This is a genomic window from Candidatus Bathyarchaeota archaeon (assembly GCA_026014585.1).
Lineage (GTDB): Archaea > Thermoproteota > Bathyarchaeia > Bathyarchaeales > Bathycorpusculaceae > Bathycorpusculum.
The window spans coordinates 340,960-362,197 of record JAOZIA010000022.1; the positions used below are offsets into that span (position 1 = coordinate 340,960).

General features: G+C 44.2%; 19 protein-coding genes and 1 tRNA gene. 11 read left to right on the top strand and 9 right to left on the bottom strand.

Features of this window, described 5'->3' with window-relative positions; all coding sequences use genetic code 11:
- Nucleotides 1-6: 6 nt before the first annotated feature.
- The gene (apt, locus tag NWF01_08555; protein MCW4025070.1) at nt 7-552 is read right to left on the bottom strand and encodes an adenine phosphoribosyltransferase; all 546 of its coding nucleotides are present in this window, start codon (nt 550-552) and stop codon (nt 7-9) included.
- A 12-nt stretch (nt 553-564) separates the two neighbouring features.
- Nucleotides 565-1,356 (bottom strand): S-methyl-5'-thioadenosine phosphorylase, encoded by a 792-nt coding sequence (gene mtnP / locus NWF01_08560; GenBank protein ID MCW4025071.1) that lies wholly within the window; start codon nt 1,354-1,356, stop codon nt 565-567.
- A gap of 378 nt (nt 1,357-1,734) precedes the next feature.
- On the opposite strand from mtnP, the gene NWF01_08565 reads away from it, so the two are divergent.
- Both NWF01_08565 and NWF01_08570 read left to right on the top strand, forming a co-directional pair.
- Nucleotides 1,735-1,822, top strand: a tRNA-Leu gene (locus tag NWF01_08565).
- 500 nt (nt 1,823-2,322) lie between these two features.
- Nucleotides 2,323-2,874, top strand: a complete 552-nt coding sequence (locus NWF01_08570; protein ID MCW4025072.1) for a hypothetical protein — start codon at nt 2,323-2,325, stop codon at nt 2,872-2,874.
- A 57-nt stretch (nt 2,875-2,931) separates the two neighbouring features.
- Here NWF01_08570 and NWF01_08575 read toward each other — a convergent pair whose 3' ends face one another.
- On the bottom strand, nt 2,932-4,299 hold the full coding sequence (locus tag NWF01_08575; GenBank protein MCW4025073.1) for a hypothetical protein: 1,368 nt from the start codon (nt 4,297-4,299) through the stop codon (nt 2,932-2,934).
- A gap of 196 nt (nt 4,300-4,495) precedes the next feature.
- Here NWF01_08575 and NWF01_08580 point away from each other — a divergent pair, with 196 nt between their 5' ends.
- The 4 genes from NWF01_08580 (at nt 4,496) to NWF01_08595 (ending at nt 6,616) form a co-directional block, all read left to right on the top strand.
- A complete protein-coding gene (locus NWF01_08580; GenBank protein MCW4025074.1) occupies nt 4,496-4,930 on the top strand; it encodes a hypothetical protein in 435 nt (144 codons plus the stop codon).
- Between the two features lie 58 nt (nt 4,931-4,988).
- Nucleotides 4,989-5,369 carry a hypothetical protein gene (locus tag NWF01_08585; GenBank protein MCW4025075.1) on the top strand — a complete coding sequence of 127 codons (381 nt, stop codon included), beginning with the start codon at nt 4,989-4,991 and terminating at the stop codon, nt 5,367-5,369.
- A 108-nt stretch (nt 5,370-5,477) separates the two neighbouring features.
- Nucleotides 5,478-6,245 carry a hypothetical protein gene (locus NWF01_08590; protein MCW4025076.1) on the top strand — a complete coding sequence of 256 codons (768 nt, stop codon included), beginning with the start codon at nt 5,478-5,480 and terminating at the stop codon, nt 6,243-6,245.
- 32 nt (nt 6,246-6,277) lie between these two features.
- The gene (locus NWF01_08595) at nt 6,278-6,616 is read left to right on the top strand and encodes a hypothetical protein (GenBank protein MCW4025077.1); all 339 of its coding nucleotides are present in this window, start codon (nt 6,278-6,280) and stop codon (nt 6,614-6,616) included.
- Between the two features lie 7 nt (nt 6,617-6,623).
- Here the strand turns inward: NWF01_08595 and NWF01_08600 are convergent, their stop codons facing one another.
- Nucleotides 6,624-7,586 carry an ABC transporter permease gene (locus NWF01_08600; protein ID MCW4025078.1) on the bottom strand — a complete coding sequence of 321 codons (963 nt, stop codon included), beginning with the start codon at nt 7,584-7,586 and terminating at the stop codon, nt 6,624-6,626.
- A complete protein-coding gene (locus NWF01_08605; protein MCW4025079.1) occupies nt 7,583-8,530 on the bottom strand; it encodes an ABC transporter ATP-binding protein in 948 nt (315 codons plus the stop codon). The genes NWF01_08600 and NWF01_08605 overlap by 4 nt, the downstream gene beginning before the upstream one ends.
- A gap of 298 nt (nt 8,531-8,828) precedes the next feature.
- Here NWF01_08605 and mch point away from each other — a divergent pair, with 298 nt between their 5' ends.
- Nucleotides 8,829-9,791, top strand: a complete 963-nt coding sequence (gene mch, locus NWF01_08610; GenBank protein MCW4025080.1) for a methenyltetrahydromethanopterin cyclohydrolase — start codon at nt 8,829-8,831, stop codon at nt 9,789-9,791.
- Nucleotides 9,792-9,899: 108 nt separating this feature from the next.
- Here mch and alaS read toward each other — a convergent pair whose 3' ends face one another.
- From alaS to NWF01_08625, 3 genes are all read right to left on the bottom strand, one after another.
- Complete coding sequence (gene alaS / locus NWF01_08615; GenBank protein MCW4025081.1) at nt 9,900-12,707, bottom strand: alanine--tRNA ligase; 2,808 nt, start codon at nt 12,705-12,707, stop codon at nt 9,900-9,902.
- 66 nt (nt 12,708-12,773) lie between these two features.
- Nucleotides 12,774-14,108 (bottom strand): tRNA(Ile)(2)-agmatinylcytidine synthase, encoded by a 1,335-nt coding sequence (locus NWF01_08620; GenBank protein ID MCW4025082.1) that lies wholly within the window; start codon nt 14,106-14,108, stop codon nt 12,774-12,776.
- A gap of 84 nt (nt 14,109-14,192) precedes the next feature.
- Entirely contained in the window at nt 14,193-14,480 is a 288-nt protein-coding gene (locus NWF01_08625) for an Lrp/AsnC ligand binding domain-containing protein (GenBank protein ID MCW4025083.1), read from the bottom strand.
- A 428-nt stretch (nt 14,481-14,908) separates the two neighbouring features.
- Between NWF01_08625 and NWF01_08630 the strand changes: the two genes are divergently transcribed.
- From NWF01_08630 to NWF01_08640, 3 genes are all read left to right on the top strand, one after another.
- Nucleotides 14,909-15,841 carry a 4Fe-4S dicluster domain-containing protein gene (locus NWF01_08630; protein MCW4025084.1) on the top strand — a complete coding sequence of 311 codons (933 nt, stop codon included), beginning with the start codon at nt 14,909-14,911 and terminating at the stop codon, nt 15,839-15,841.
- Between the two features lie 4 nt (nt 15,842-15,845).
- Nucleotides 15,846-18,290, top strand: coding sequence for a hydrogenase iron-sulfur subunit (locus NWF01_08635; protein MCW4025085.1), 2,445 nt, complete (start codon nt 15,846-15,848; stop codon nt 18,288-18,290).
- Between the two features lie 229 nt (nt 18,291-18,519).
- Nucleotides 18,520-18,669: a hypothetical protein gene (locus NWF01_08640; protein MCW4025086.1), complete on the top strand. Its 150-nt coding sequence runs from the start codon at nt 18,520-18,522 to the stop codon at nt 18,667-18,669.
- Nucleotides 18,670-18,673: 4 nt separating this feature from the next.
- Here the strand turns inward: NWF01_08640 and NWF01_08645 are convergent, their stop codons facing one another.
- Nucleotides 18,674-19,912: an insulinase family protein gene (locus NWF01_08645; GenBank protein MCW4025087.1), complete on the bottom strand. Its 1,239-nt coding sequence runs from the start codon at nt 19,910-19,912 to the stop codon at nt 18,674-18,676.
- Nucleotides 19,913-20,027: 115 nt separating this feature from the next.
- On the opposite strand from NWF01_08645, the gene NWF01_08650 reads away from it, so the two are divergent.
- On the top strand, nt 20,028-21,218 hold the full coding sequence (locus tag NWF01_08650) for a cation:proton antiporter (GenBank protein ID MCW4025088.1): 1,191 nt from the start codon (nt 20,028-20,030) through the stop codon (nt 21,216-21,218).
- Nucleotides 21,219-21,238: the final 20 nt, after the last annotated feature.

Genomic DNA, 21,238 nt, shown 5'->3' on the forward strand with positions numbered 1-21,238 from the left:
ATTTTTTTAGCCAGTGGTCGTGCTCAATGTTATCAGCGAGAAGGTGTCGTATTTGTCGCCAATGACTTTTCTGCCCTCTAAATAGCCAAGCTCAATCATGAAGCCTAAACCAACAACTTTTCCGCCCAGCTGCTCAACGAGGTCAATGTTTGCTTTTGCGGTTCCTCCTGTTGCCAATAAATCGTCAATCAAAAGCACTTTTTGGTCTTTGCCAATGGCGTCCTCGTGGATTTCTATTGTGTCGCTTTCGTACTCTTTTTTGTAGGTTAAGTCTACGCATTTGTAGGGTAGTTTGCCTTTTTTGCGTATTGGAACAAAACCTACTCCAAGCGCGTATGCCAATGTCGCTCCGATGATAAATCCGCGTGCCTCATTGGATACGATTACGTCAATTGGCGTGTTCTTGTAGTGTTGTGCTATGGCTTCGATGCATTGGTGGAAGCATTCTTTGTTTTTTAGAATCGGCGTTATGTCCCAGAAAACTACGCCTTTAAACTCGGGGATTCGTCGGATTTGAGATTTTAAATCAATTTCGTTGTTTTGTTTGCTCATTTTGTTTTTCTCCTAAACGATTGCTCCTTTCAAGGCGTCTTTGCATCCACAGACGCGTTCGCTGGGTAGTCGCGCAATGGTTTCGGCAAGTATACGTTTAACGTTGTCAATGTTGGCTCTCATGGTAGTAGTGATGTCTTCAACGCATACATTGTGTTCTTTCCAGCAATCATAATCAGTAACGGTTGAAATGTTTGCATAGCAGATTTCGGCTTCCCGCGCCAAAACCACCTCAGGAACCATAGTCATACCTATAACATCAGCACCCCATAAACGGTACATTTTGGATTCTGCTTTTGTGGAGAATCTGGGACCTTCAATGCACACGTAGGTTCCTGTTTCATGCATGTTAATCTTTAAGTTTTTGGCAACGTCAATTAGGGTTTTACGCAGGTTGGGGCACATTGGTTCTGCAACGCTGATGTGGCAAACTTTGCCTTCTGCCACGGTGTAGAAGGATTGTTCCCGCCGTGTTGTGCGGTCGATAAATTGGTCTGTGAAAACAATTTCGCCAGGCTGGTATTCTTCCCGTAATGAACCAACTGTGGAAGGAGCCAAAATCCGTTTAACGCCAAGGCTCTTAAGCGCGTAAATGTTTGCGCGTACGTTAATGTCAGTTGGTCTGATTGTGTGTTTTTTGCCGTGTCTGGGTAGAAAAGCCACGGATTTTCCAGCTAACTCGCCGATGGTTATGGTGTCTGAGGGTTTGCCATAGGGGGTTTCAACGTTTACTTCTTTGATATTGGAAAATAGTTTAGGGTCATCTAACCCTGTTCCGCCGATAACTCCAATTTCTGCTTGCATACTACTAAGGGTTGAGTGTTTTGCTTATAAAAATAGCGACAACAGACCACATTGCTTGCCAAACAGAATCCCCTAACCCTATATGGGCTCAGAACAGTTTTCGGCTAGAAAAGCGCCATTAGTGACTTCCTTCTTAGGTCTCTCTCTATTGTTTGTGCATGGGTTGGCTAATAGGCTCCAAATAGAAACGCAACCACACCTACCCCTCTATCGTTTCTGCAATGAATAACTAATAGGAACCAAATAGGCAGCAAATAGGAATGTTGACTGTAAATCCGGGTAAAGCTTGGATAATGCTTAAAATGAAACACATTGTTGTGTTCGGTAACGTATTTATCAGTAAAGGTTATTGTTGATATGCGCGACATGTTTATCGGGGCAGAGGTCGCCGAGCCAGGTCAAAGGCGTAGGCTTCAGGAGCCTATCCCGCAGGGGTTCGTGGGTTCGAATCCCACCCTCTGCACCAAAGCAAGCATCCTCTGTTATCTGACGGGGTTTTATTTGCAAGTGAGCTGAGGCAGCGTTTAAATATGTCATTTAAATGAATAAAAATAAAACATTTCACAAAATAATTAATAATATCAAGCTTTTTTCCACAAATTTTAAATTATAATTCGGAAACAGGTTTCTTTATTAAAAGGGAAGGGAATAAAGGTGAAAAAAAACATAAATGATTCTCTCGTAAAAATATCAGAAGACCTAAAAAAGTTAGGTATCGATAATGAAATCGATTATGAGAAAGGTAAAGTTAAGATAATAATTTAGGGAATCTGACTTTTAACAGATGCCTGATTTCTACTAATTCTTGTAGCCAATAATAGGTTCATGATGAAGCCCTGAAAGAGCGTTTACTGATTACACCCAGAACATTACTGGCTCTGTTCGATATTTAAAAAAAAATCACCACCTATTCAACCTGCATATCAAAAAAAGATATAAGCAAACCAAAACTTTTGAGGTAAAACATTGAAGGCAGAAAATATGAGAGGAGTATTGCTTCATACAATAGCAGGCACTTCAAATTTAGATATAGTTGGCCCAGTTTTTAATTCTGAAGGTATATTCAAATTCATTCCAATCAAGTCCAATAGTACCCAGAAACCAAAAAGTAAACAATTTTTAGCACACAACACTAATGATAAAGCACTCCTTTCCAAGGCTATACCTGAACTCTCTAAAAGAAAAGCACACGCCCCCGAATGCGCACATTTCACTGATGTGCAACCCATAAATGATGACCCCCGTTTAGAAGCACCTAAAGAAAGAAGAGCAACTGAACGCTTGTTTTTCTTTTTCAACATAGCTTCTTGTGATTCAACAGATTGTGATTATAAAAAACCCAGTAAACCTGTTCAAAGAGACAAAAAAGTCAAGAGAGATACGGGTTTTTTCACAATAGATGAAGTTGCCAAGGTTTCTGTTTTCAAATCAGAACCCATGTTGACTTTAGCTTCACTTAGAAACAATAAAGAAGTTGTTAACTTGACAATGATTTATTGCCGTATGCTTCGTCATTGAATTTTTAAAAGCAGATTAAATGAAAAAAAGAAGTTTGTTTTAGATAGGGTTACTTGTCTATTTTTTTAAAGTGCTTCGTTTCTTGAATAATAGAACCGCTGCAAAGCAAGCGATTATTGCTGTTATAGTACCTAATTCATATTCGGGCAGGACAAACAGGTTTGGTCCGTTGCTTCCCGATCCTGTATTTGCGGAAGAGGCTTCGTAGTTGCTGTCACCTGCAAATTGTGCCTGAATGGTATATTCACCATTTTGGATGTATGCTGGCACTTCCCAGTTGTAGCTGAATGTGCCGTCACTTTGGGTGGTCACGGTTGCGATTGGAATGTATGTGGTTGTGTTTAGGTATGCAAGGCTGATTGTTTTGCCCGCTACGCCTACGCAACTGCTGGTTAGTTGCCCGCTGATTATGGTGTTGTTGGTTACTGTTCGGTCAACTGTGTTGGGGGTACAGGTTACGTTTAAGGCTGTTTCTGCGGGGCTACTTGATAAACCATAGTTTGCTGTTACTGTTACGTCGGAATCTGGAGTGGTAAGGGTTCCTGTGGCGGTGGTTAAGCCGTTTCCATTGGTCCAGCTTTGGAAAACATGTGTCACGCTGTCCCATCCTGTTATCGGTGTTGGTGCTTCAACGGAGTGGGTGCTTCCTATTGACCAAATCATAGTTGGCAGATTCCAAATGTTATATCCTGTTCCGTCAACGATTATAACGTCATTGTCATAGTTGCTTATGCCGCTGACGGCAAATTCTACATTAACTGATGTGATGCCATAGTTTGCTGTTACGGTGGTGTCTTCACTGGGAGTTGTAAACGTTCCTGAAACACCTGTTAATCCGTTGCCATTTGTCCAGCTTGAGAAACTGTTAACGACACTGTCCCAACCAGTGATTGGTGAAGCGGCAGTTATGTTGTGGACTGAATCAATTTCCCATATGAAATTGGTGTTGGCTACTTCCCAGTAGTCATAATCGGTATAATCAATTGTAAGCACTGTTTGTCCAGCATCCAAGTTTGTTATGCCTGAAGTTCTGAAATACACGTGAACCGTATTTTGGACATAGTTTGCGGTTACGGTTACGTCTGAATCGGGTACTGTTAATGTTCCTGACTCAGTCACTAAACCATTACCATTAGTCCAACTGCTAAATCGGTGTCCAATCCCATCCCAACCTGTTACAGGGGTTGCAACAGTAACTTGGTGGGTTGAACCTTTATCCCAGTTAAAGGTTGTTGGTATATCCCAATAGGTATAGGTGTTACCATCTATAGTGAAGACTAAATCATCATAATTGGTTAAGCCTGATACAGCAAAGGTTACTTTAGACTTGGGTGCTGCTTGGGCTTGAACGCTAAGCACTGAGAGAAACACTATTGCTACTAAGCAAATCGTAAACACTATTTTGACTATTTTTTTAGGGGCCATAGAGGATTAACTCTCCTTTCTCAATATACTTGATAGTTTTCTGATAAAAGGAAACTTCCAAGAGACTGAATATATCAAACATAGATATATAGTCCTCAATAAAAACAGATGTGGTTGCACGCTTGTAGTCACAAAGCTATTAGTGCTGCCAAAAGAGCGTTTGATTAGTAGACACCCACAAAAAAAGGGGAGCAAAATGCCCTCAGTACACGAAATTATAAAAACCATTCTCAACGAAGCAAAAGCCGCCCTAAAAGAATTCCTGCAAGAAACAGAAACCAACGCCAAACAGCAACTGAAAAAACTGTTAATCATCAGCATCATCTCATCAATTCTGCTTGCTGTTGCAATTTCCTTTCTTGGTTCTGCGTCCCTGTTTTTACTTGTCGGCTCATTAAAATACATGAAAATGTTTGTACCCGCGTGGTTAGCATGGATAATCATGGGCATAACCGCTATAATCATAGCCATAGTGCTTATAATCGTGCTTTATCTGATAATCCGAAAACAATTAAGCAGTCCCTCGGCAGACGACAAACAAGAAGGCAACCAGCAAGAAGCAGCAGACAAAACTGCGACAATTACCTCTAACACAGCACCTATCATTCAGGAACCAACCAGTAATTCTTGAGCAGCTACACCAATTTTAAAATAGAGCGTATGCTTCTCATACTGGACGGGGATAAGTTATGGCATTTGACGCTGAATCCAAAATTAAGCAGGATTTGCTTGAGGAAATTGGCAAACTTGAAGAAAGCTACAGTATACTGGGCAGGTTTATAGGCGGGGCAGATTTTGAAATAACCGAAATCACTTGGAACCTGCAGGCTTTCAAAGACTGCCTAAGCAGAGCAAGCGCGTATGTTTTGGCGCTTTACAATTTGAAGGGCAGGCGGGTTACGATTCCTTGGGAGCAGTTGTTTACCAGTTTGGATTATGCTTTAGCAACGGTTTCGGTAGCGGCGCCTGATAAGCAAAAAGCAGCCATTAAAACCATCCTTGACATGTCTAAAGACCAGATTTTCCAAGTTTTGTCATATTTTGAGACACTTAAAGACTCGTTAAAGTAGACGTAGCGTTTGCTTCATGTAAGAGCAAACAGTTTTTTCTTAAACCTGATTCAAAATAAGCGTTAATTTTATTTACTTAAACAAACAAAGTTTAATTGGCGACTTTTAATGGATAAATCAGATTTGCTTCACGCAGGAAACATAACTGTTTTTGTTTTTGCCCTTGTAATCAATGGTTTTGTAACAATCCCATTTCTCAACAACCGAACAATAGTTGAAGTCTCCGACCTGTACGCCAACCTACTAACACCCGCAGGATACGTTTTTTCAATATGGGGCATAATCTACAGTTTACTTCTTGTCTTTATCATTTACCAAGCCATACCCAGAAACAAAAATGCTGCTTTCCAAAAACAAATCGGCGGCTTATTCATCCTAACCAACCTCTTAAACATTGCCTGGTTAATTGCTTGGCAATACGATTATATTGCCCTATCAGTGGGCGTCATGATTGCACTGGTGGCAGTATTGGCTACGATTTATTTACGCCTACAAATTGGAAAATCACACGCCCCAATACTTGAAAAATTATGCGTTCATGTAACTTTCAGTGCTTACCTCGGCTGGATAACCATAGCAACAGTGGCTAACATTGCGGCTGCTGCAGTGTATTTTAATTTAAGCGGGTTTGGTTTAAGCTCAAGTGTTTGGGCGCTTATCGGATTGGTAATGATTTTGATTTCAACCATTGTGGTTATTGCTAGGCACAGAGATTTCGTTTTTAGTCTGGTGGTTATTTGGGCTATCGCGGGCATAGGAGTTAAGCAATTCGTTTATCCTGATGTTGTAACAGGCATTGTTGTATCCATCATAGTGATATTGCTTGCCTGGGCAGTCATGCTCACAGTTTTGTGGTTAAGAAGAAAGAAGACATAAATCTAAAATCTGACAAGAATAATTGAAGAAACATGGCTTATCTGCGGGAAGAAAAAGAAACCTACGAAATCGATTACCCAGTCGAGCAGGTTTGGACAAACATTCCAAAAGTAACCCGAAAACTACAGTGGCAAATCATAGAAATAGACAACCAAAACCACAAAGCCAAAGTAAAAACCAAAGGCGCATTTTTGTCTTATGGCTCAACTTTCCATATTGAAGCAAAAGCAGTAAATGAGAAAACCACCCGCATGAGCATCACCGCTGAAACCCCTGTAACCACAATTACTTCTGTTGCGGATTTTGGCAGAACTCGAGACCGCGTGGAACAGTTTATCGCTGAGCTTGCCTATCGAATGAATAAAAAATAATGTTGGGTTATTCGGCTATTTGTGAGCGTTTAAACACTATCCAAGCAATAGACATGAAAATGGCGATGTAAACAAAGGCAACGCCTATAGCCCGTCCCGCTATCAGCGACATTGATTCTGTATAGAGTAATCGTGGTGGTTCAGTGGTGTTAAATTGTAGCGGGTTTGAGAAATAGAAGCTTACATCAGTGTCAGGATAAAGCGCAAGTTTTGCCAAATTTATTCCGATGCTATCTGTTCCTGTAGAAACACTTGTTAAAGTATTGATGGTAACGTTGCCGGTTACGGTTATGTTTGCTCCACCAATAATGTCCCATGTTCCACTCGCACCTGTGCCTGGTATGTAGTTTAACACTCCTGGGCTATCGGAAAACACTGACACTACTGGCACGCCGATGGATAGCGCAACAAACAATCCGAAAGTAATCAGAACCGTAAGTAAAGTGTTCTTTGATAAGGCGCTGGCGGTAAGTACGATTGAGACCCAAATGAAAGTAGCGATGATATCTCCTATGAAATTTAAGGGAACAAGTTCAAGGTTGTTTTGGGGACCATAAACAAGGATACCACCGATAAGTGAGTACGCATAAAGCGTCAAATAAGTAATTAGAACAACAATGAACATGGCAAACAGTTTGCCCAAGAACACCATTGTTCTTGACACAGGCTTAGTTAGCAGGGGTACGATTGTTCCTTTTTCAAATTCACCTGAAATACTATTCATACCTGTTACGATGGCAAAAAGCACAAAGGTTATGCTTCCAGCGCTAAAAGTTATAGCAAAATATGGGTTTTGACCAATATCAAAGAAGGCAGGCAAAACAAAGTTCAGAGTAGCAAAAACAAACGCCAGTATTAGCACGCCAATGAATAGTTTCTTTCGTATGTTCCACAGGATTTCGTAGCGGACAATTGCCCAGAAACGTGTAAACCAGCTGGGTTTTGCAGTTTGGCTGTTTGTGGTTGTCATTGTTTCTTTTCTCCTTTGTGATTGGTGATTAATTGTATAAACGCATCCTCCAAACTGTGTCCTTTAGAAGCCATTGAAATGATTACGCCGCCAGCTTTTGTTACTTCCTGCGAGACTTCGGCGCGTACATCATCGCTGGTTTTTAGATTAATGCTTAAAAGATTACCGTTTACAGACAGGTCTTTAACAACTGCCAAATTCTTTACGGCTTCAACAATTGCTTCATCAAGCTTTGCCACTTCAATCTTAAGCGTAGATGGCCCAGAAATCATGCCTGAAACTGCTTCTACTGTGTCTGAAACCAAGGCTTCTCCACGGTTAATGATTGTGACGTGATCGCAGATTTGTTCAACCTCAAAAAGCAAATGGGACGAGAGAAAAACGGTCATGCCTTCCTTGGAGATTGCCTTAACTAACTCGCGGACCTCGACCATGCCTACAGGGTCAAGTCCAATGCTGGGTTCATCCAAAATCACCAGTTCAGGGTTGCCCAAAAGCGCCTGTGCAATGCCGATGCGTTGCTGCATGCCTTTGCTGTATTTGCCGATGAGGTCGTCTTCTCTGCCTTTTAAACCAACAAGGTCAATTAACTTAGGGATTTGTTGGGCGCGTTCCTGCTTTGTTAAACCGTACATTTGCCCATAAACATCAAGCATTTCTCTACCCTTAAGATGCTTAGGAAACCTAGGCAGCTCAGGCATGTAACCAATTTTTAAACGCAAATCCGCCTCATCAACATGCACCTCTTGCCCAAGCACTTTAGCTGAACCCGTAGTGGGCTTAAGCAGACCAACAAGGATTTTGATGGTGGTGCTTTTTCCAGCACCGTTTGGACCCAGAAAGCCGTGAATTGAGTTTTTTTGAACTTTAAGGTTCAGCTTGTTTACGGCTGTTAGAGAACCATACTGTTTTGTTAGGTTAAGGGTTTCAATGGCTAAATCCATAGGCGCACGCTCCTAATCGTGTATGTCACATTTTTAATATAAGCTTTAACTGAAAACACGCCGCCCCCAAATAGAGCGAACCCGTTTTTTGGCACCTGGACGTTTTGGGTGTGAAACCAGCCATTATGGACTACTCCTCTTAGGGTTTCACTGATAGACCCTCTATAGTTTCTGCATAGAGTTTCTATTAGGCTCCAAATAGGAATGCAGGGTTTTTTGTTGGGGAAGCGAGTTTGTTTTCAGCTAAGTTTAATATTGTATATTGTCAAGTGTACAAGTGAAATTTAGGTGCAATGCCATGAGTACAGCTTTAAGTGTTAACAAAATGGCTTGGGAAAAAGCCCAAAAACTCATCAGCAACCCAGAATTATACCAAGTAACAATCACAAAATCCCCCGCGGGAGCCACCATTATTGATGCAGGCGTAAAAACCCAAGGTGGATTTTCAGCAGGCAAAATCCTAACCGAACTCTGCATGGGATGCGCCGCCAAAGCCCAAATCGGCTTCAAAAACTACGGCGACATAACCTTCCCCTCAGTCACTATAACCAGCGACCACCCAGCAATCGCCATGCTCGGAAGCCAATTCGCAGGCTGGCGCATTAAAGAGGAAGAAAACATCGCCATTGGTTCAGGACCTGCACGTGCAATCGCGCTTAAACCCAAAGACATTTACGCGGAACTTGGCTACAAAGACGAAAGCGACAAAGCCGTACTCACACTGGAAAGCAACCAGCTACCAACCGACATGCTAATTGAAAAAGTCACCAAAGCCTGCAACATCACAGCCGAAAACCTAATCATCGTAGTTGCCCCAACCGCCAGCATCGCAGGCCTCACACAGGTCACTGGCAGAATCGTTGAAGTCGGCATCCACAAACTCCGAACATTGGGCTTAGACCCCAAAGTTATCCGTTACGCATGCGGCTACGCGCCAATCCCACCACTGGGAACCGACTTTGAAGTCGCAATGGCACGAACCAACGACGTAATTCTCTACGGCGGAACCGTCTACCTAACCGTGGACTATGATGATGAGGCTAAACTGCAAGAAATCATCCAGAAAGCTCCCTCAGAAACCAGCAAAGACTACGGCAAGCCGTTCTTGCAGATTTTCCGCGAAGCCGACAAGGACTTCTACAAAATCGACCACGGACTATTCGCGCCTGCACGATTAATGATTAACAACGCCAAAACAGGGCGTACTTTCAAAGCAGGCGAAATCAACCCCGCCGTTTTAGCCCAAGCCTTAGGCTTCTAAACAAAAATTGCTGCAGAAATGCAGCCTTTATCTTTTATTTTTTAAAAATTAGCTAAATTTTGCTAAAATAATGGTTGTTGTTGGGTAGGCAAAAAGCGCCTAAACCCACTACTGTTTAAGCTGTTTCTTGACGGCTTCTTCTGCGGCTTGCACTGCATCGGCGAGTTTTTCGGGTTTAGTTCCGCCACCCTGCGCAAAATTGGGTCGTCCACCGCCTCCGCCACCAAAAACTGGGGCAACATCTTTGACGATGGTTCCTGCGTTGATGCCTTTTGCTGTTGCATCGTCGCCTGCCATGATAAGAAGTCGTGCGGTTTTGCCGTCTGACCCGTAGAACATTGTTACTGCGGTGGGGTTTTGTTTGATGATTTCGCTTGCGGTTTGTATCATGCGGTTGGTGTCGATTACTTCTTTGAAGTCCCGTTTAACCAGTGAAACACCGCCCAAATCAACAGGTGCTTCTGCTGTTTGGGATTCGCCAAGATTTTTGGATTCTTTTTCGGCGAGTTCTTTGATGAGGTTGCGTTTTTCAATGCTGGCGTCTTTGAGTTCCTTAATCAGCTTCTCCGCGGTCTTATCCAGCTTATCAACTGGCGCATTAAGCGTAGCGGATACGTTCCAGAGGATACTTTCTTGACGCTGAACCGCCTTCAACGCTTCCAACCCAACAGCGTAACCTAAACGTTCCACACCATCCTGAATGCGCTCGTTATAGACGATTTTAAGCAAGCCAACTTCGCCAGTGTTTTTGAGGTGTGTCCCTGCGCAGGCTTCCACGTCCCAATCGCCCGTTTTGACAACACGGATGTCTTTGCCTGGTACTGCGCCGCCTTGGTAGAGTCGGAATCCGTAGAGGGCTTCAGCTTCGTTTCGGGTGTACCATTTGATGGTAACAGGCATGTTTGCCATTATAGCTTGGTTTGCAAGCGTTTCAATTTTGTGAACTTCCTCTTGAGTTAACCGCTTGAAATGAGTAATGTCAAGGCGTGTGGTTTCAAGACCCTTCTGGGTTCCAGATTGCCAAACATGCTCGCCCAAAACCCGCCTTGCCGCACCGTTAACCACGTGAGTGACAGTGTGTGCACGCATCAGAGCATATCGGCGTTCCCAATCCAAAATGCCTTTAACGGTTGCGCCTTCAGGGAAGTCGGGTTTTGTGTTAAGCGTGTGGATTATGACTTTGCCGATTTTCTGCACATCCACAACATCAAAGCAGGCGTCGTTGAAGATGAGTTTGCCGTGGTCTGCTGGTTGCCCTCCGCCTTCGGGATAGAAGCAGGTGCTTTCTAAAACCACGTTGTTGTCGATGATTTTGATTACTTTGGAGGTGAACTCTTTTTGGTATGAGTCGGTGTAGTAGAGTTGCTCAGTTGGCGGAAGCTCGGCGACTTGGGTTTTTAGGGTTTCTTCGGTTTTGGCTTCTTCTTTTTCCATGGGTTTTTGCGCGTTCATGTGACGCTGAGCAATCAAGGCGTAAAAGTTCTCTGGCACGTCAACTTGGATGCCTTCGTTTTCGCCAAACTGTTTAACAATTTCAGGGGGCAACCCATGAGAATCATACAGTTCCGAAAGCGTAGCTGCGGGCAGAACGGTTTCTTTTTTGCCTTTAAGGTCGGCGGCTATGCGTTTAACCATGCCTTCCCCGCGTTTGAGGGTGTCTTGGAATTTTTCTTCCTCAGACTTGAGCATCTCCACAATTTCACCCTGCATCTCTTTAATGTGAGGGAAATCTTTTGCCCAATGATTAGCCTGTAAATCCACGATGTCGTAGATGCGGGCTGGGTCAATGTTGAGGCTTTTGGCTAATCGGTAAACTCTGCGGAAGAGAAGTCTTGCGAGGTAGCCTTCTTGAATGTTGGAGGGTACAACGCCTTCGGATAGCATAAAGCAGAGGGTTTTGGTGTGGTCGGTTATTGCCCACGCGTTTTCGATGGGAATGAGCTTTTCTTCCAATGTTGCAAGGTCGATACCTGTTAGTTGGGAGACGCGTTTGCGCAGTACCATGCGGTTTGCGTTTTTGTCCACGTTCACCAAGCCCGAGTACTTGGCAACCTGCGTTAAGAGACTGTTATCGATGTTTGTGACGCCTGTTAATTCGTAGACTTTATCGAGCATGCTGCCATAGTTGGCTTGGAAACTGCTCGGTACACCTTGACTTATCCATGCAAACCTGTCAATTCCGTAACCTGTATCCACGGTGCGTATGGGTAACTGGATGAAGTCGTCACCAACCACCTTGTACTGCATAAACACAAGCGTACCAACTTCCAATCCACGCACGATGCATTCCACGTCTGGTCCTGCGTTGCCGCCTCCAATCCAGACGCCTTCCTTGTAGATGATTTCCTCACTCTTTATGCCCAACGCTTCAGTTGCGAAGCGGTGATGGAAACGCACTGTGTCGTCTTTCCAGTAAACTTCCTTGTCGGGATAGTTGAAGGCATGTGCGCCACCCATTTCGAAGATGGTTGTGTGCCTGCCAAAGGTTGGTCCCGTGTTGGGGATATCGGTTAATCGGATGCTGGGCTGAGAAATCACCAACGGGTTTGCTGGCGGCGGCGAGATGCCCTCTGTTACGTAGGGTTGAAAATCGATTATGCTAGCATGCGTGAGGTAAATGTCACTTCTCCAGCGGGCAACAACTGGGTAAGGTTTGACGCGGGTGTGCCCGTTTTTCTCAAAAAACGATAGAAATGCTTCGCGCATCTCGGATAGGGTGAAGCTTTTTTTGGTTGCGGGGTCACCTATGAATGTGTAGCATCCGCATTCGTCACTGCTGGATTCGCCGCATGTTTCTTGACTGGCGTTTTGTGTCCAGTAGTATTCGCCGCATTTAGGACAGAGTTTACGTACAAAACCTTCCTGTTTAAAGAAGGGAAGGGCGTAGTCTTTTTCTGTGAACTGTTTCTCAGCCATCGTTAAACCTTCAAGAGACTATAACTGTTGAATGAGGGTTTACTAACAACACAGATTTAAAGCATTTCAAACACTTCGCACAAAATGCCAGCCCTCAATCAGCCCATTCCCGCCCCTGCAGGCTTTTTCTTGCCCATAACGCCGCAAAGGCTTAGTCAAATGACGCTGCGACCGCGTTGAAGTCACATACAACCCCACCGTTAACTCTCTGGACTCTGTAGTCTGGGTTTTTTGTAGTTGGGGATATTTTTGTTTGCATTGCTCACATCGATAGCCCTGGTTTTTGCCCATAGATTTTAAGCGCTTATTGCAGACGGGACACATTGGGTTTTCAGTTGCGCTTTTTTGGGTTAGGCTTTTCACGTTTATTTTTTCAAGATTAATTGTTAAGCGGCTACTTTTGGCGACTTTCCGAACCGCACCTGATACCTCAACCACGTCACCAATCAGGAGTTGTCGCGCAATTTTGCGCAAATCACCTGTGGGCTCATAGGCGGCGCAGTCTACTTCGCCTGTTTGGTCTTTGATGCTGAAGATTACGTGGCGCACAGGAATAATTTTTGGGTTTTGTGAAACCGTGCCTTGGATGGTGATGGAGCTATAGGGTTTTAGTGCGGCTATTGATTCTGAGTGGGTTAGGTGCATGTCTGTGCCTTGGTTTGAGCGGAATATCATCCAGCGCTCCACAGGCTCCAGCGGTTTGACTAGTTCAAAGGCTTTTTTGACCACGGTTGCGGTTTCGCCTCGGATTCCAAACAGTATCGGGTCTGGACCACGGGGGGTAATGATTACTCGGTTTTTTTCGGCGTCAACATTATTGAAGGTGTAGGGGGCAAGTTGCTTATCCATCTCAAAAATTGAATCGGTGTTCACTTTTCGTGGGGTGCCGCAGTTTTCTGGGGTGCGGTACGCAATGAGCTCGTAGGTGTGGTCGCAGTCAAGTGTTTCCCCAATTGCAGCCAACGAACCAATAATGCCTCTGCAAGTGTTGTAGCCCAATGCTTCGGCATGATGCTTTTTTATCAAGGCTAATGCTTCACGCAGGGTTACAATGGTCTTTTCGGTTCGCTTCGAAAACTCTTTCAGGTCAGCGGGGACTTCGAGTCCTTCGAAGAAGACGATTCCGGGGTCTGTACCCTTATTTTTAACGTTTGCATGCTGCTCCCAAAGGTCTACAGCTACCTGCTTAATTTCCTGCTTGAACTCTGAGAGATACTTGATTCTTAGGCATAATGCGCCATTGCCACGGGTTTTCCATGGCACGTTGGGATTGAGTCGAATCAGAAGAGGGTAATCAAGAAACTGCACACCAAGCGGGTCAAGTTGTTCGGCGAGTTGAGCGGCAAGGTACGTGGTGCATCCGCCTTTTACTGAGTCGGTGTCATCAAACCCTATGTGCATTACCTCTTGTTTGACTGCCAGTTGCTGTCCCTCAAATGGGGAGAGTTAAGGCTGGCGCCGTAAAAAAGCATTTGCAAAGTAGGGTTACGCTATAATCATGTCGGGGTCAACAAAAACTTGGGTTTTTAGTGCAGGAGGTTTTTCTTCATCAACAATCATGGTTAGCTTGGAGTTTATTTTTGCAATTTTGGCTATTTGCCTGTTGATTATGTTTTTTAGGGCGTCAATGGTTTCAGCATTAACGTTGACGATTATGTCATAGATGCCCCATAAATTGTAAACTTCCCGTATACCTTCGATACTGCGCAGGTCTTTTAGAACTTGGTGTTCCGCTCCAATTTCTGTGTTTAATAAAACATATGCTGTGGGCATGTTTTTACTCTCCTGCAGTCTCTTTAGACTGTTATAGTTTTTACTGTGGGTTAGAAAATTTAAGAATATGTGACTGCACCGCGCTAGCAACATGAGCCATAACTTGCTTGTGGGGTTATTTTGTGGAGGTTTTCCCTGTGATAACATATTTTTTGGTAAAAACAAACGTTTAATAAATCAAAAGAAATGCTTCACAAACGCCTAATATTTTTAAGCAATGTCTGATAAAAAAACTAAAACCAATGGAGCAACCCCTTACACTTGTTAAATGCAAAAACAATGTTGCATATTTTGGCTAATTCAATGGAGATTGCCACATTTTTATCAAGCAATATTTATAGGGAAAGTTCTCCAATGAAATTCTCTATTACAGATTTCCAAGCATAGTTTTGGGTTCCACAATTAGGGAAATTTGGGAGCAAAAGAATATGCCGTTAAAAACTTTAAAAAAAGATTCGGCAGACACACAAACATTAGAGTGGGTTTTGCAAGTTAAGCATTACAAGCTGACTTTGGACAAGAAACGTTGCAAAGGATGCGAAATCTGCAGTTTAGCCTGCCCAAAAGAAGCAATCAAAATCCAAAAACAACCCAAAACAGCCGAGGGCAAAGCACAAAAAGCCCACGTAGACTTTGACTTAGCCAAATGTACATTCTGCGGCATCTGCGACGCCACATGCCCATACGGTGCAGTTAGAGTAACCGTAAATGACGCACATGACCTATCGGTCCTCAACAGGGAAAGCTACCCACAACTAATCCGAGACATAACCGTAAACAGCAAACCCTGCCCAAAAGAATGCCAAGCATGCCAAACTGCATGTCCACTGGATTTGATAACGGTTACAAAAACAGATTTTTCAGGTAACCCCGTCACTGACGTAAATACGCTCTCACCGAGCGCCCGCAAAAGAGTTGACGTAAATGTTCAAATACAGAAGGAATATTGCCCAACCTGCAAAGTCTGTGAAGTCAACTGCCCAGTTAACACAATAAAAGTCAACAAAACCTTCGAGGGAACAATCAAGATAAACCGTCCGAAATGCCCCGAAGGCTGCACAAACTGCCTAGACGTTTGCCCCATACCAGGTGCACTATATTTGGGCGAAGATAAAAAAGTCCATGTTAATCAAACATTCTGCACGTATTGTGGTGCCTGCAAAAATGTTTGCCCCGTCGAGGAAGCGTTATGTCTTAATCGGACACGGATTCATCACACGCCCGTTCACTCAGGCACATGGAACAAAGCATTGCAACGTTTAACGTCAAACTTGTGCGCAGCCAAAGAGTTAACCGCTCAAGCCGACGAGAAACGTCGTGAAGCATTAATTAAAAGAATACATGCCAGTTCAAGGTGGTAAAGTAATGAGTATATCACAAAACCAAAATCAACCCCAAACTCCAAAGCCAGAACCCCTGCGTGTTGGAGTTTTCGTTTGCCACTGCGGCTTAAACATTGCAGGAACCGTAGATGTACATGCAGTTGCAGAATACGCAAAAACCCTGCCCGATGTTGTCTACGTCAAAGAAAACCGTTACACCTGCGCTGACCCAGGACAAGAAGAAATCCGCAAAGCAATCCGCGAACAAAAACTAAACCGCGTAGTAGTAGCCGCTTGCAGCCCCAGAATGCACGAACCCACATTCCGCCGAACCGTCGCGGAAGCAGGTCTAAACAGTTTCCTCTACGAAATGGCAAACATCCGCGAATTCAGTTCATGGTGCCACCAAAATCAGCCCGAAGCCGCAACAGAACGCGCTAAAGATGCTATTCGCATGGCAGTAGCCAAAGTTCGCCTAATGCGGCCATTACAAACCATTGAGGTGCCTGTAACCAACAAGGCACTAATTATCGGCGGAGGAATCGCAGGCATTAACGCGGCGTTAGACCTTGCAGAGATGGGTTATCAGGTTTACATGCTCGAAAATGGTCAGAGCATTGGCGGTCACATGGCAGCATTGGACAAGACGTTCCCCACGTTGGACTGTAGCATCTGCATTGAGGGTCCAAAAATGGTGGATTGCGCACGGCACCCGAACATCAAAATTTTCGCTTACAGCGACCTTGTCAAGGTTGAAGGCTATATCGGCAATTTTAAGGTTAAAATCCGCAAACGCCCCCGCTATGTGCTTCCGGAGCGTTGCACGGGCTGTGGGGAATGCAAAGACGTTTGCCCCATCGAGTACCCCAACGAGTGGGATATGAATCTTGGAACCCGCAAAGCCATCAGCGTACCCCTCGACCAAGCCGTGCCCCTGATTTATGCCATTAACCGCGATTACTGTATAGAATGCTTCAAATGCACCGAGAAATGCGGTGACCGAAAAGCCATCGATTTTGACCAGCAAGAAGAAATCGTTGACATAGAAGTCGGCGCAATCATCGTATCCACAGGCTTTGACGTTTACTTACCCTACGACATGCCTCTGCTCGGTTACGGGAAATACCCCAACGTGATAACCAGCATGGAGTTTGAACGCCTCATTTTAGCAGCTGGACCCACAGGCGGCAAAGTCATCCGTCAATCAGACGGCAAAAAACCACGCACCATCGCCTTTATCCAATGCGTGGGCAGCCGCGATAAACAACATTACCCCTACTGTAGCAACTACTGCTGCATGTACACACTCAAACATGTGGTTCAGCTTAAGGAGAAGTACAAAGAAGACGTGGAAGTCTACGTTTTCTACATGGACATCCGCAGCCCCGGTAAAGGCTATGAAGAATTCTACGACCGCGCACGAGAACGTGGAGTGAACTTTCTCCGCGGCAGAGTCAGCCGAATCGACGAAGACCCAGAAACTCACAATCTATTGGTGCACTCAGAGGATTCAAACATTGGTGCCCCAATCGAAATTGAAGCTGACATGGTCGTGCTCGCAACCGCAAGCATCCCAAAGAAAGGCTCAGACGAAATCGCCCGCATCCTAAACATATCACGCAGCGCAGACGGATTCTTCATGGAAGCACATCCCAAACTAAAACCCATGGATGCACCAACAGACGGAATTTTCTATGCAGGAGCCTGCCAAGGCCTAAAAGACATTCCCTACAGCGTTGCTCAAGGTTCAGGCGCGGCGTCACGGGTTGCAACGGTTATTTCTAAGCCTAAATGGAAAATCGAGCCCATCATTTCAGTAGTTGACGAAGCAAAATGTACACAATGCGGAATCTGCGTAAGCAAGTGCCCCTACGGTGCCATCCGCCAAGAAAAAGGCAAACCCGCCACCATAATCACCGCCAGCTGCCACGGCTGCGGAACATGCGTTGCCGAATGCCCCCACCACGCCATCACGCAGATGCACTTCACCGACGCCCAAATCATGGCACAAATCCGCGCAGCGCTTGAAAACAAGCCTGAAGAAAAAATCCTTGCAGTCCTCTGCAACTGGTGCAGCTACGCAGGCGCTGACCTTGCAGGAATTAGCCGTTTTGAGTACCCCGCAAGTGTACGTCCAATTCGTGTAATGTGTAGTGGACGGGTAGCCCGCGAATTTGTGTTGGAAGCTTTCCGGTTGGGTGCTGGAACGGTTATGATTGGTGCATGCCATTTGCCCTATGACTGCCACTACATCAACGGCAACTACAAAATGAAAGACCGCACCGACGCACTAAAAGCAATGCTAAGCAAGCTGGGTTTGAGTCCACAGCGTTTTCGTGTTGAGTACGTTTCTGCTGCTGAAGGCATTCACTATGCAGAAGTCATCAAAGAAATTGATTCTGACATGAAAGCATTGGGTAAAGAAAAGATACAGGCTGAAAACGAGAAACTCAAGCCGATTCTTGAGAACATGCTCAAACGCAAGTAACCCCCTTTTCCTTTTTTATTGCAGCTGCTTTTTTGTTGGAGCGGTGAAGCCAGCCCTCTCTATTGTTTCTGCATATGTTGGCTAATAGGAGCCTAATAGAAACGCAGCCACCCTACCCCTCTATAGTTTCTGCAATGAATAACTAATAGGAACCAAATAGGCTCCAAATATGTCCAAAAGCACAAATATCCCTTAATAGGGCAACTTACTAAAATAGGAGTGTGAACGTATGCCACAAATACAGTGCCCAAAATGCAAATCAACCATGCTGGAAAAAGGCAAAAATCAAGAATGGCGCTGCCAAAAATGCGGCGAAATCTTTTACTTCGTAACGCCACAATGCGGTGACCAAACCAACCAAGAAAGATACAACCTTTAGAACCCTATTTTGGTTTTAGTATAACGGTTGCATAGTTTTCTTTAGCAAAATACTTGCCCGCAGTCTCCAAAAGCATCTCTGGGGTTAGTGCTTTTATTTTTTGCAGGTATTCCCGCAAGGAAGTTTCTGTTCCAAAGTAGATTTCCATATCCGCCAATATTCGAGGCAAACCGCCGGGGCTGTCCATGGCTCTGTAGATGTCACCTAAAACTATGTTTTTGCTTTTTGTAAGTTCCGCTTCGTCTACGGGGGTTTGGGTTAGCTTTTCAAGTTCGTTTTGCACTATGGTGATTGTTTGGTTTATTGTGTCAGGTTCTACGGCGCAGTTTATGTTAAAAAATCCGTAGTCTAGGCCTTGCGTGTTTGTTGATGCAAAATCATAAGTTAAAGCTCTTTTTTCACGCAGTTCCCTAAAAAGTCTAGAGCTCTCACCCATGCCCAAAACTGAATTTAAAAGGTCCAGCCGCGGCGAATCTTCATGCGCTACAGGTGTAGTCTTAAAACCTAATCCCACATACGCTTGGGTTATACCTGACTTCTCAACAAGCAATTCCTTGGTTATATTGCCTGTGTCGCAGGGTTTTTTGCTTCTTCTTAAAACCGCATCACCATCATGGTGGGTAAAGGCTTCTGTTACCGTGTTTACATCGCTTTCTGAAAAGCATCCAGTTAAAATAAGAATCATATTTTTGGGCACGTATTTTTGGTTGTGAGCTTGCTGCATGTCGTTTAGGGTAATTTGTTTGATGGTTTTTCTTAGTCCAAGAATTGGAAATCTTACAGGATGCTGCTTGAAGATGTTTTTAGTCAAGGTTTCGCTGAGTACCTCCCCAGGCAAATCTGACACTTCCGCAAGCTCATTTAAAATCACCCTCCGCTCTAACTCAAGCTTCTCCCCATCAAAACTGTCGTTAAAAAGCAATCCTGAAAGCACCTGTGAAGCCTCCGCAATTTTTTGCGGAAACACACTGACAGCAGTAAACGTGGCTTCTTCGGAGGTTTCAAAAGTAGAAGAGCCACCCAACGCTTCAACCTGATTATGCAGGTCTATTCGTTTATGTGAACCACCCACGAGCATGTGCTCAAGAAAATGTGCCAGCCCAGCCTTTTCGGGTAAGTCGTCATTTGAGCCGTACTCGATTGCGACAGAAATCTGTGTGGTTAATCCAGTGGGGTTGGGGTGTAGCAGTAATCGTATACCGTTAGGGAGTACCCGTCTTTCCCATGTTAAACTGCCGTTCATAACCCTGACAAGAACTGATGTGTCTAAAAAACCTATGTAACAGTCATACAATTAATAATGGAGTGTTTAACGGCAAACAAGATATACCTGTTCGGTTAAGTGTTACTGATACGCTGTGGCGCTGTTTAGTATTATAACTGATGTATTAATTGTGTTAGCAACAGCTCTTCTGCTTGGAGAACTATTTGAACGCTTCCGTCTTCCTTCAGTTGTCGGCGAACTCTTAGCAGGCATAATCATCGGCCCCGCTCTGCTTGGCTTAGTCGTTGCAGGCGACCCATTCCGCGCAATTTCTTTCATCGCATTATTCTTCATCATTTTCCACATAGGCTTTGAAATGCGCACCCACATGATAAAAGGCAGACTCAGACTTGCAACCCTATTCTCCATCACCAGTTTTCTAATACCTCTGTTTCTGCTGGCGATTGTAGGCATGGTTTTCTTCCCATTTGGTACAACAGAAATTTTTGTCCTTGCATTAGCCATCGCAGTGCCCTCACTGTCTATTGTTAGTGTGCTTATTTGGCAATACAACCTGATTAAAACTGCAACTGGACAAATAATTCTTGCATCCGTTACCATATCAGATGTTTTAGCATTCATTTTCCTAGCAGGAATCATACGACCACTAGAAAACACCTTAACGCTTTATCTTGAAACGTTCATTTTCATTGGCGCTCTTGCCCTGTTAGATGTTTTTTTTAACTGGAAGCCCGAGGTTTTACAGTCACATTTGGTCCGTATAAACAGCTTTTTTAAGCGTCAAGATTTCGCGTTTGGATTGCTGATTGTATCTGGGCTTTTGGTTTCAGCTATCTTTCAGAACATAGGATTGAGCTTTATTTTAGGTGCTTTCTTTGCAGGGTTAATTGTTCACGACGGATTACTTGGACAAAAAACCTGCGACAAAATTTCCCAAACCCTCTCAACCATGAACAACATCTTCTTTATTCCGCTCTTTTTTGGCTTTGCAGGATTAGAAGTTATGCTGGCGGGGATAGATTACTTGTTTTATGTTGGTTTGGCAGTAATCATCACGGTAGCTTTGGGTGTAGGGATTTCATTGACTTATCTTGTGTCAAAAAAAATTATACATTCACAGCTTAATGTTGTTCCTAAACAGTTAGCGGGCATCATGGGGGGCAGGGGCGCAATCGGCATCGTAATTGCAACCGTAGCCTTAAGCGAAGGCATCCTAAGCGAAACAGGCTTTTCACTGGTTATTATTGCAACTGTGATTATGTCCGTGATTATTCCTTTTGTTGCAGGAAGAAAAACCGCTGAAGAACCCAAATGCGTTCTTTAATATAGCTACACCAATAGGTA

What these genes read in the sequence shown, in the direction of transcription:
- apt (MCW4025070.1), bottom strand. Translation starts at nt 552, where the DNA reads ATGAGCAAACAAAACAACGAAATTGATTTAAAATCTCAAATCCGACGA.
- mtnP (MCW4025071.1), bottom strand. Translation starts at nt 1,356, where the DNA reads ATGCAAGCAGAAATTGGAGTTATCGGCGGAACAGGGTTAGATGACCCT.
- NWF01_08575 (MCW4025073.1), bottom strand. Translation starts at nt 4,299, where the DNA reads ATGGCCCCTAAAAAAATAGTCAAAATAGTGTTTACGATTTGCTTAGTA.
- NWF01_08580 (MCW4025074.1), top strand. Translation starts at nt 4,496, where the DNA reads ATGCCCTCAGTACACGAAATTATAAAAACCATTCTCAACGAAGCAAAA.
- NWF01_08585 (MCW4025075.1), top strand. Translation starts at nt 4,989, where the DNA reads ATGGCATTTGACGCTGAATCCAAAATTAAGCAGGATTTGCTTGAGGAA.
- NWF01_08590 (MCW4025076.1), top strand. Translation starts at nt 5,478, where the DNA reads ATGGATAAATCAGATTTGCTTCACGCAGGAAACATAACTGTTTTTGTT.
- NWF01_08595 (MCW4025077.1), top strand. Translation starts at nt 6,278, where the DNA reads ATGGCTTATCTGCGGGAAGAAAAAGAAACCTACGAAATCGATTACCCA.
- NWF01_08600 (MCW4025078.1), bottom strand. Translation starts at nt 7,586, where the DNA reads ATGACAACCACAAACAGCCAAACTGCAAAACCCAGCTGGTTTACACGT.
- NWF01_08605 (MCW4025079.1), bottom strand. Translation starts at nt 8,530, where the DNA reads ATGGATTTAGCCATTGAAACCCTTAACCTAACAAAACAGTATGGTTCT.
- mch (MCW4025080.1), top strand. Translation starts at nt 8,829, where the DNA reads ATGAGTACAGCTTTAAGTGTTAACAAAATGGCTTGGGAAAAAGCCCAA.
- alaS (MCW4025081.1), bottom strand. Translation starts at nt 12,707, where the DNA reads ATGGCTGAGAAACAGTTCACAGAAAAAGACTACGCCCTTCCCTTCTTT.
- NWF01_08620 (MCW4025082.1), bottom strand. Translation starts at nt 14,108, where the DNA reads ATGCACATAGGGTTTGATGACACCGACTCAGTAAAAGGCGGATGCACC.
- NWF01_08625 (MCW4025083.1), bottom strand. Translation starts at nt 14,480, where the DNA reads ATGCCCACAGCATATGTTTTATTAAACACAGAAATTGGAGCGGAACAC.
- NWF01_08630 (MCW4025084.1), top strand. Translation starts at nt 14,909, where the DNA reads ATGCCGTTAAAAACTTTAAAAAAAGATTCGGCAGACACACAAACATTA.
- NWF01_08635 (MCW4025085.1), top strand. Translation starts at nt 15,846, where the DNA reads ATGAGTATATCACAAAACCAAAATCAACCCCAAACTCCAAAGCCAGAA.
- NWF01_08640 (MCW4025086.1), top strand. Translation starts at nt 18,520, where the DNA reads ATGCCACAAATACAGTGCCCAAAATGCAAATCAACCATGCTGGAAAAA.
- NWF01_08645 (MCW4025087.1), bottom strand. Translation starts at nt 19,912, where the DNA reads ATGAACGGCAGTTTAACATGGGAAAGACGGGTACTCCCTAACGGTATA.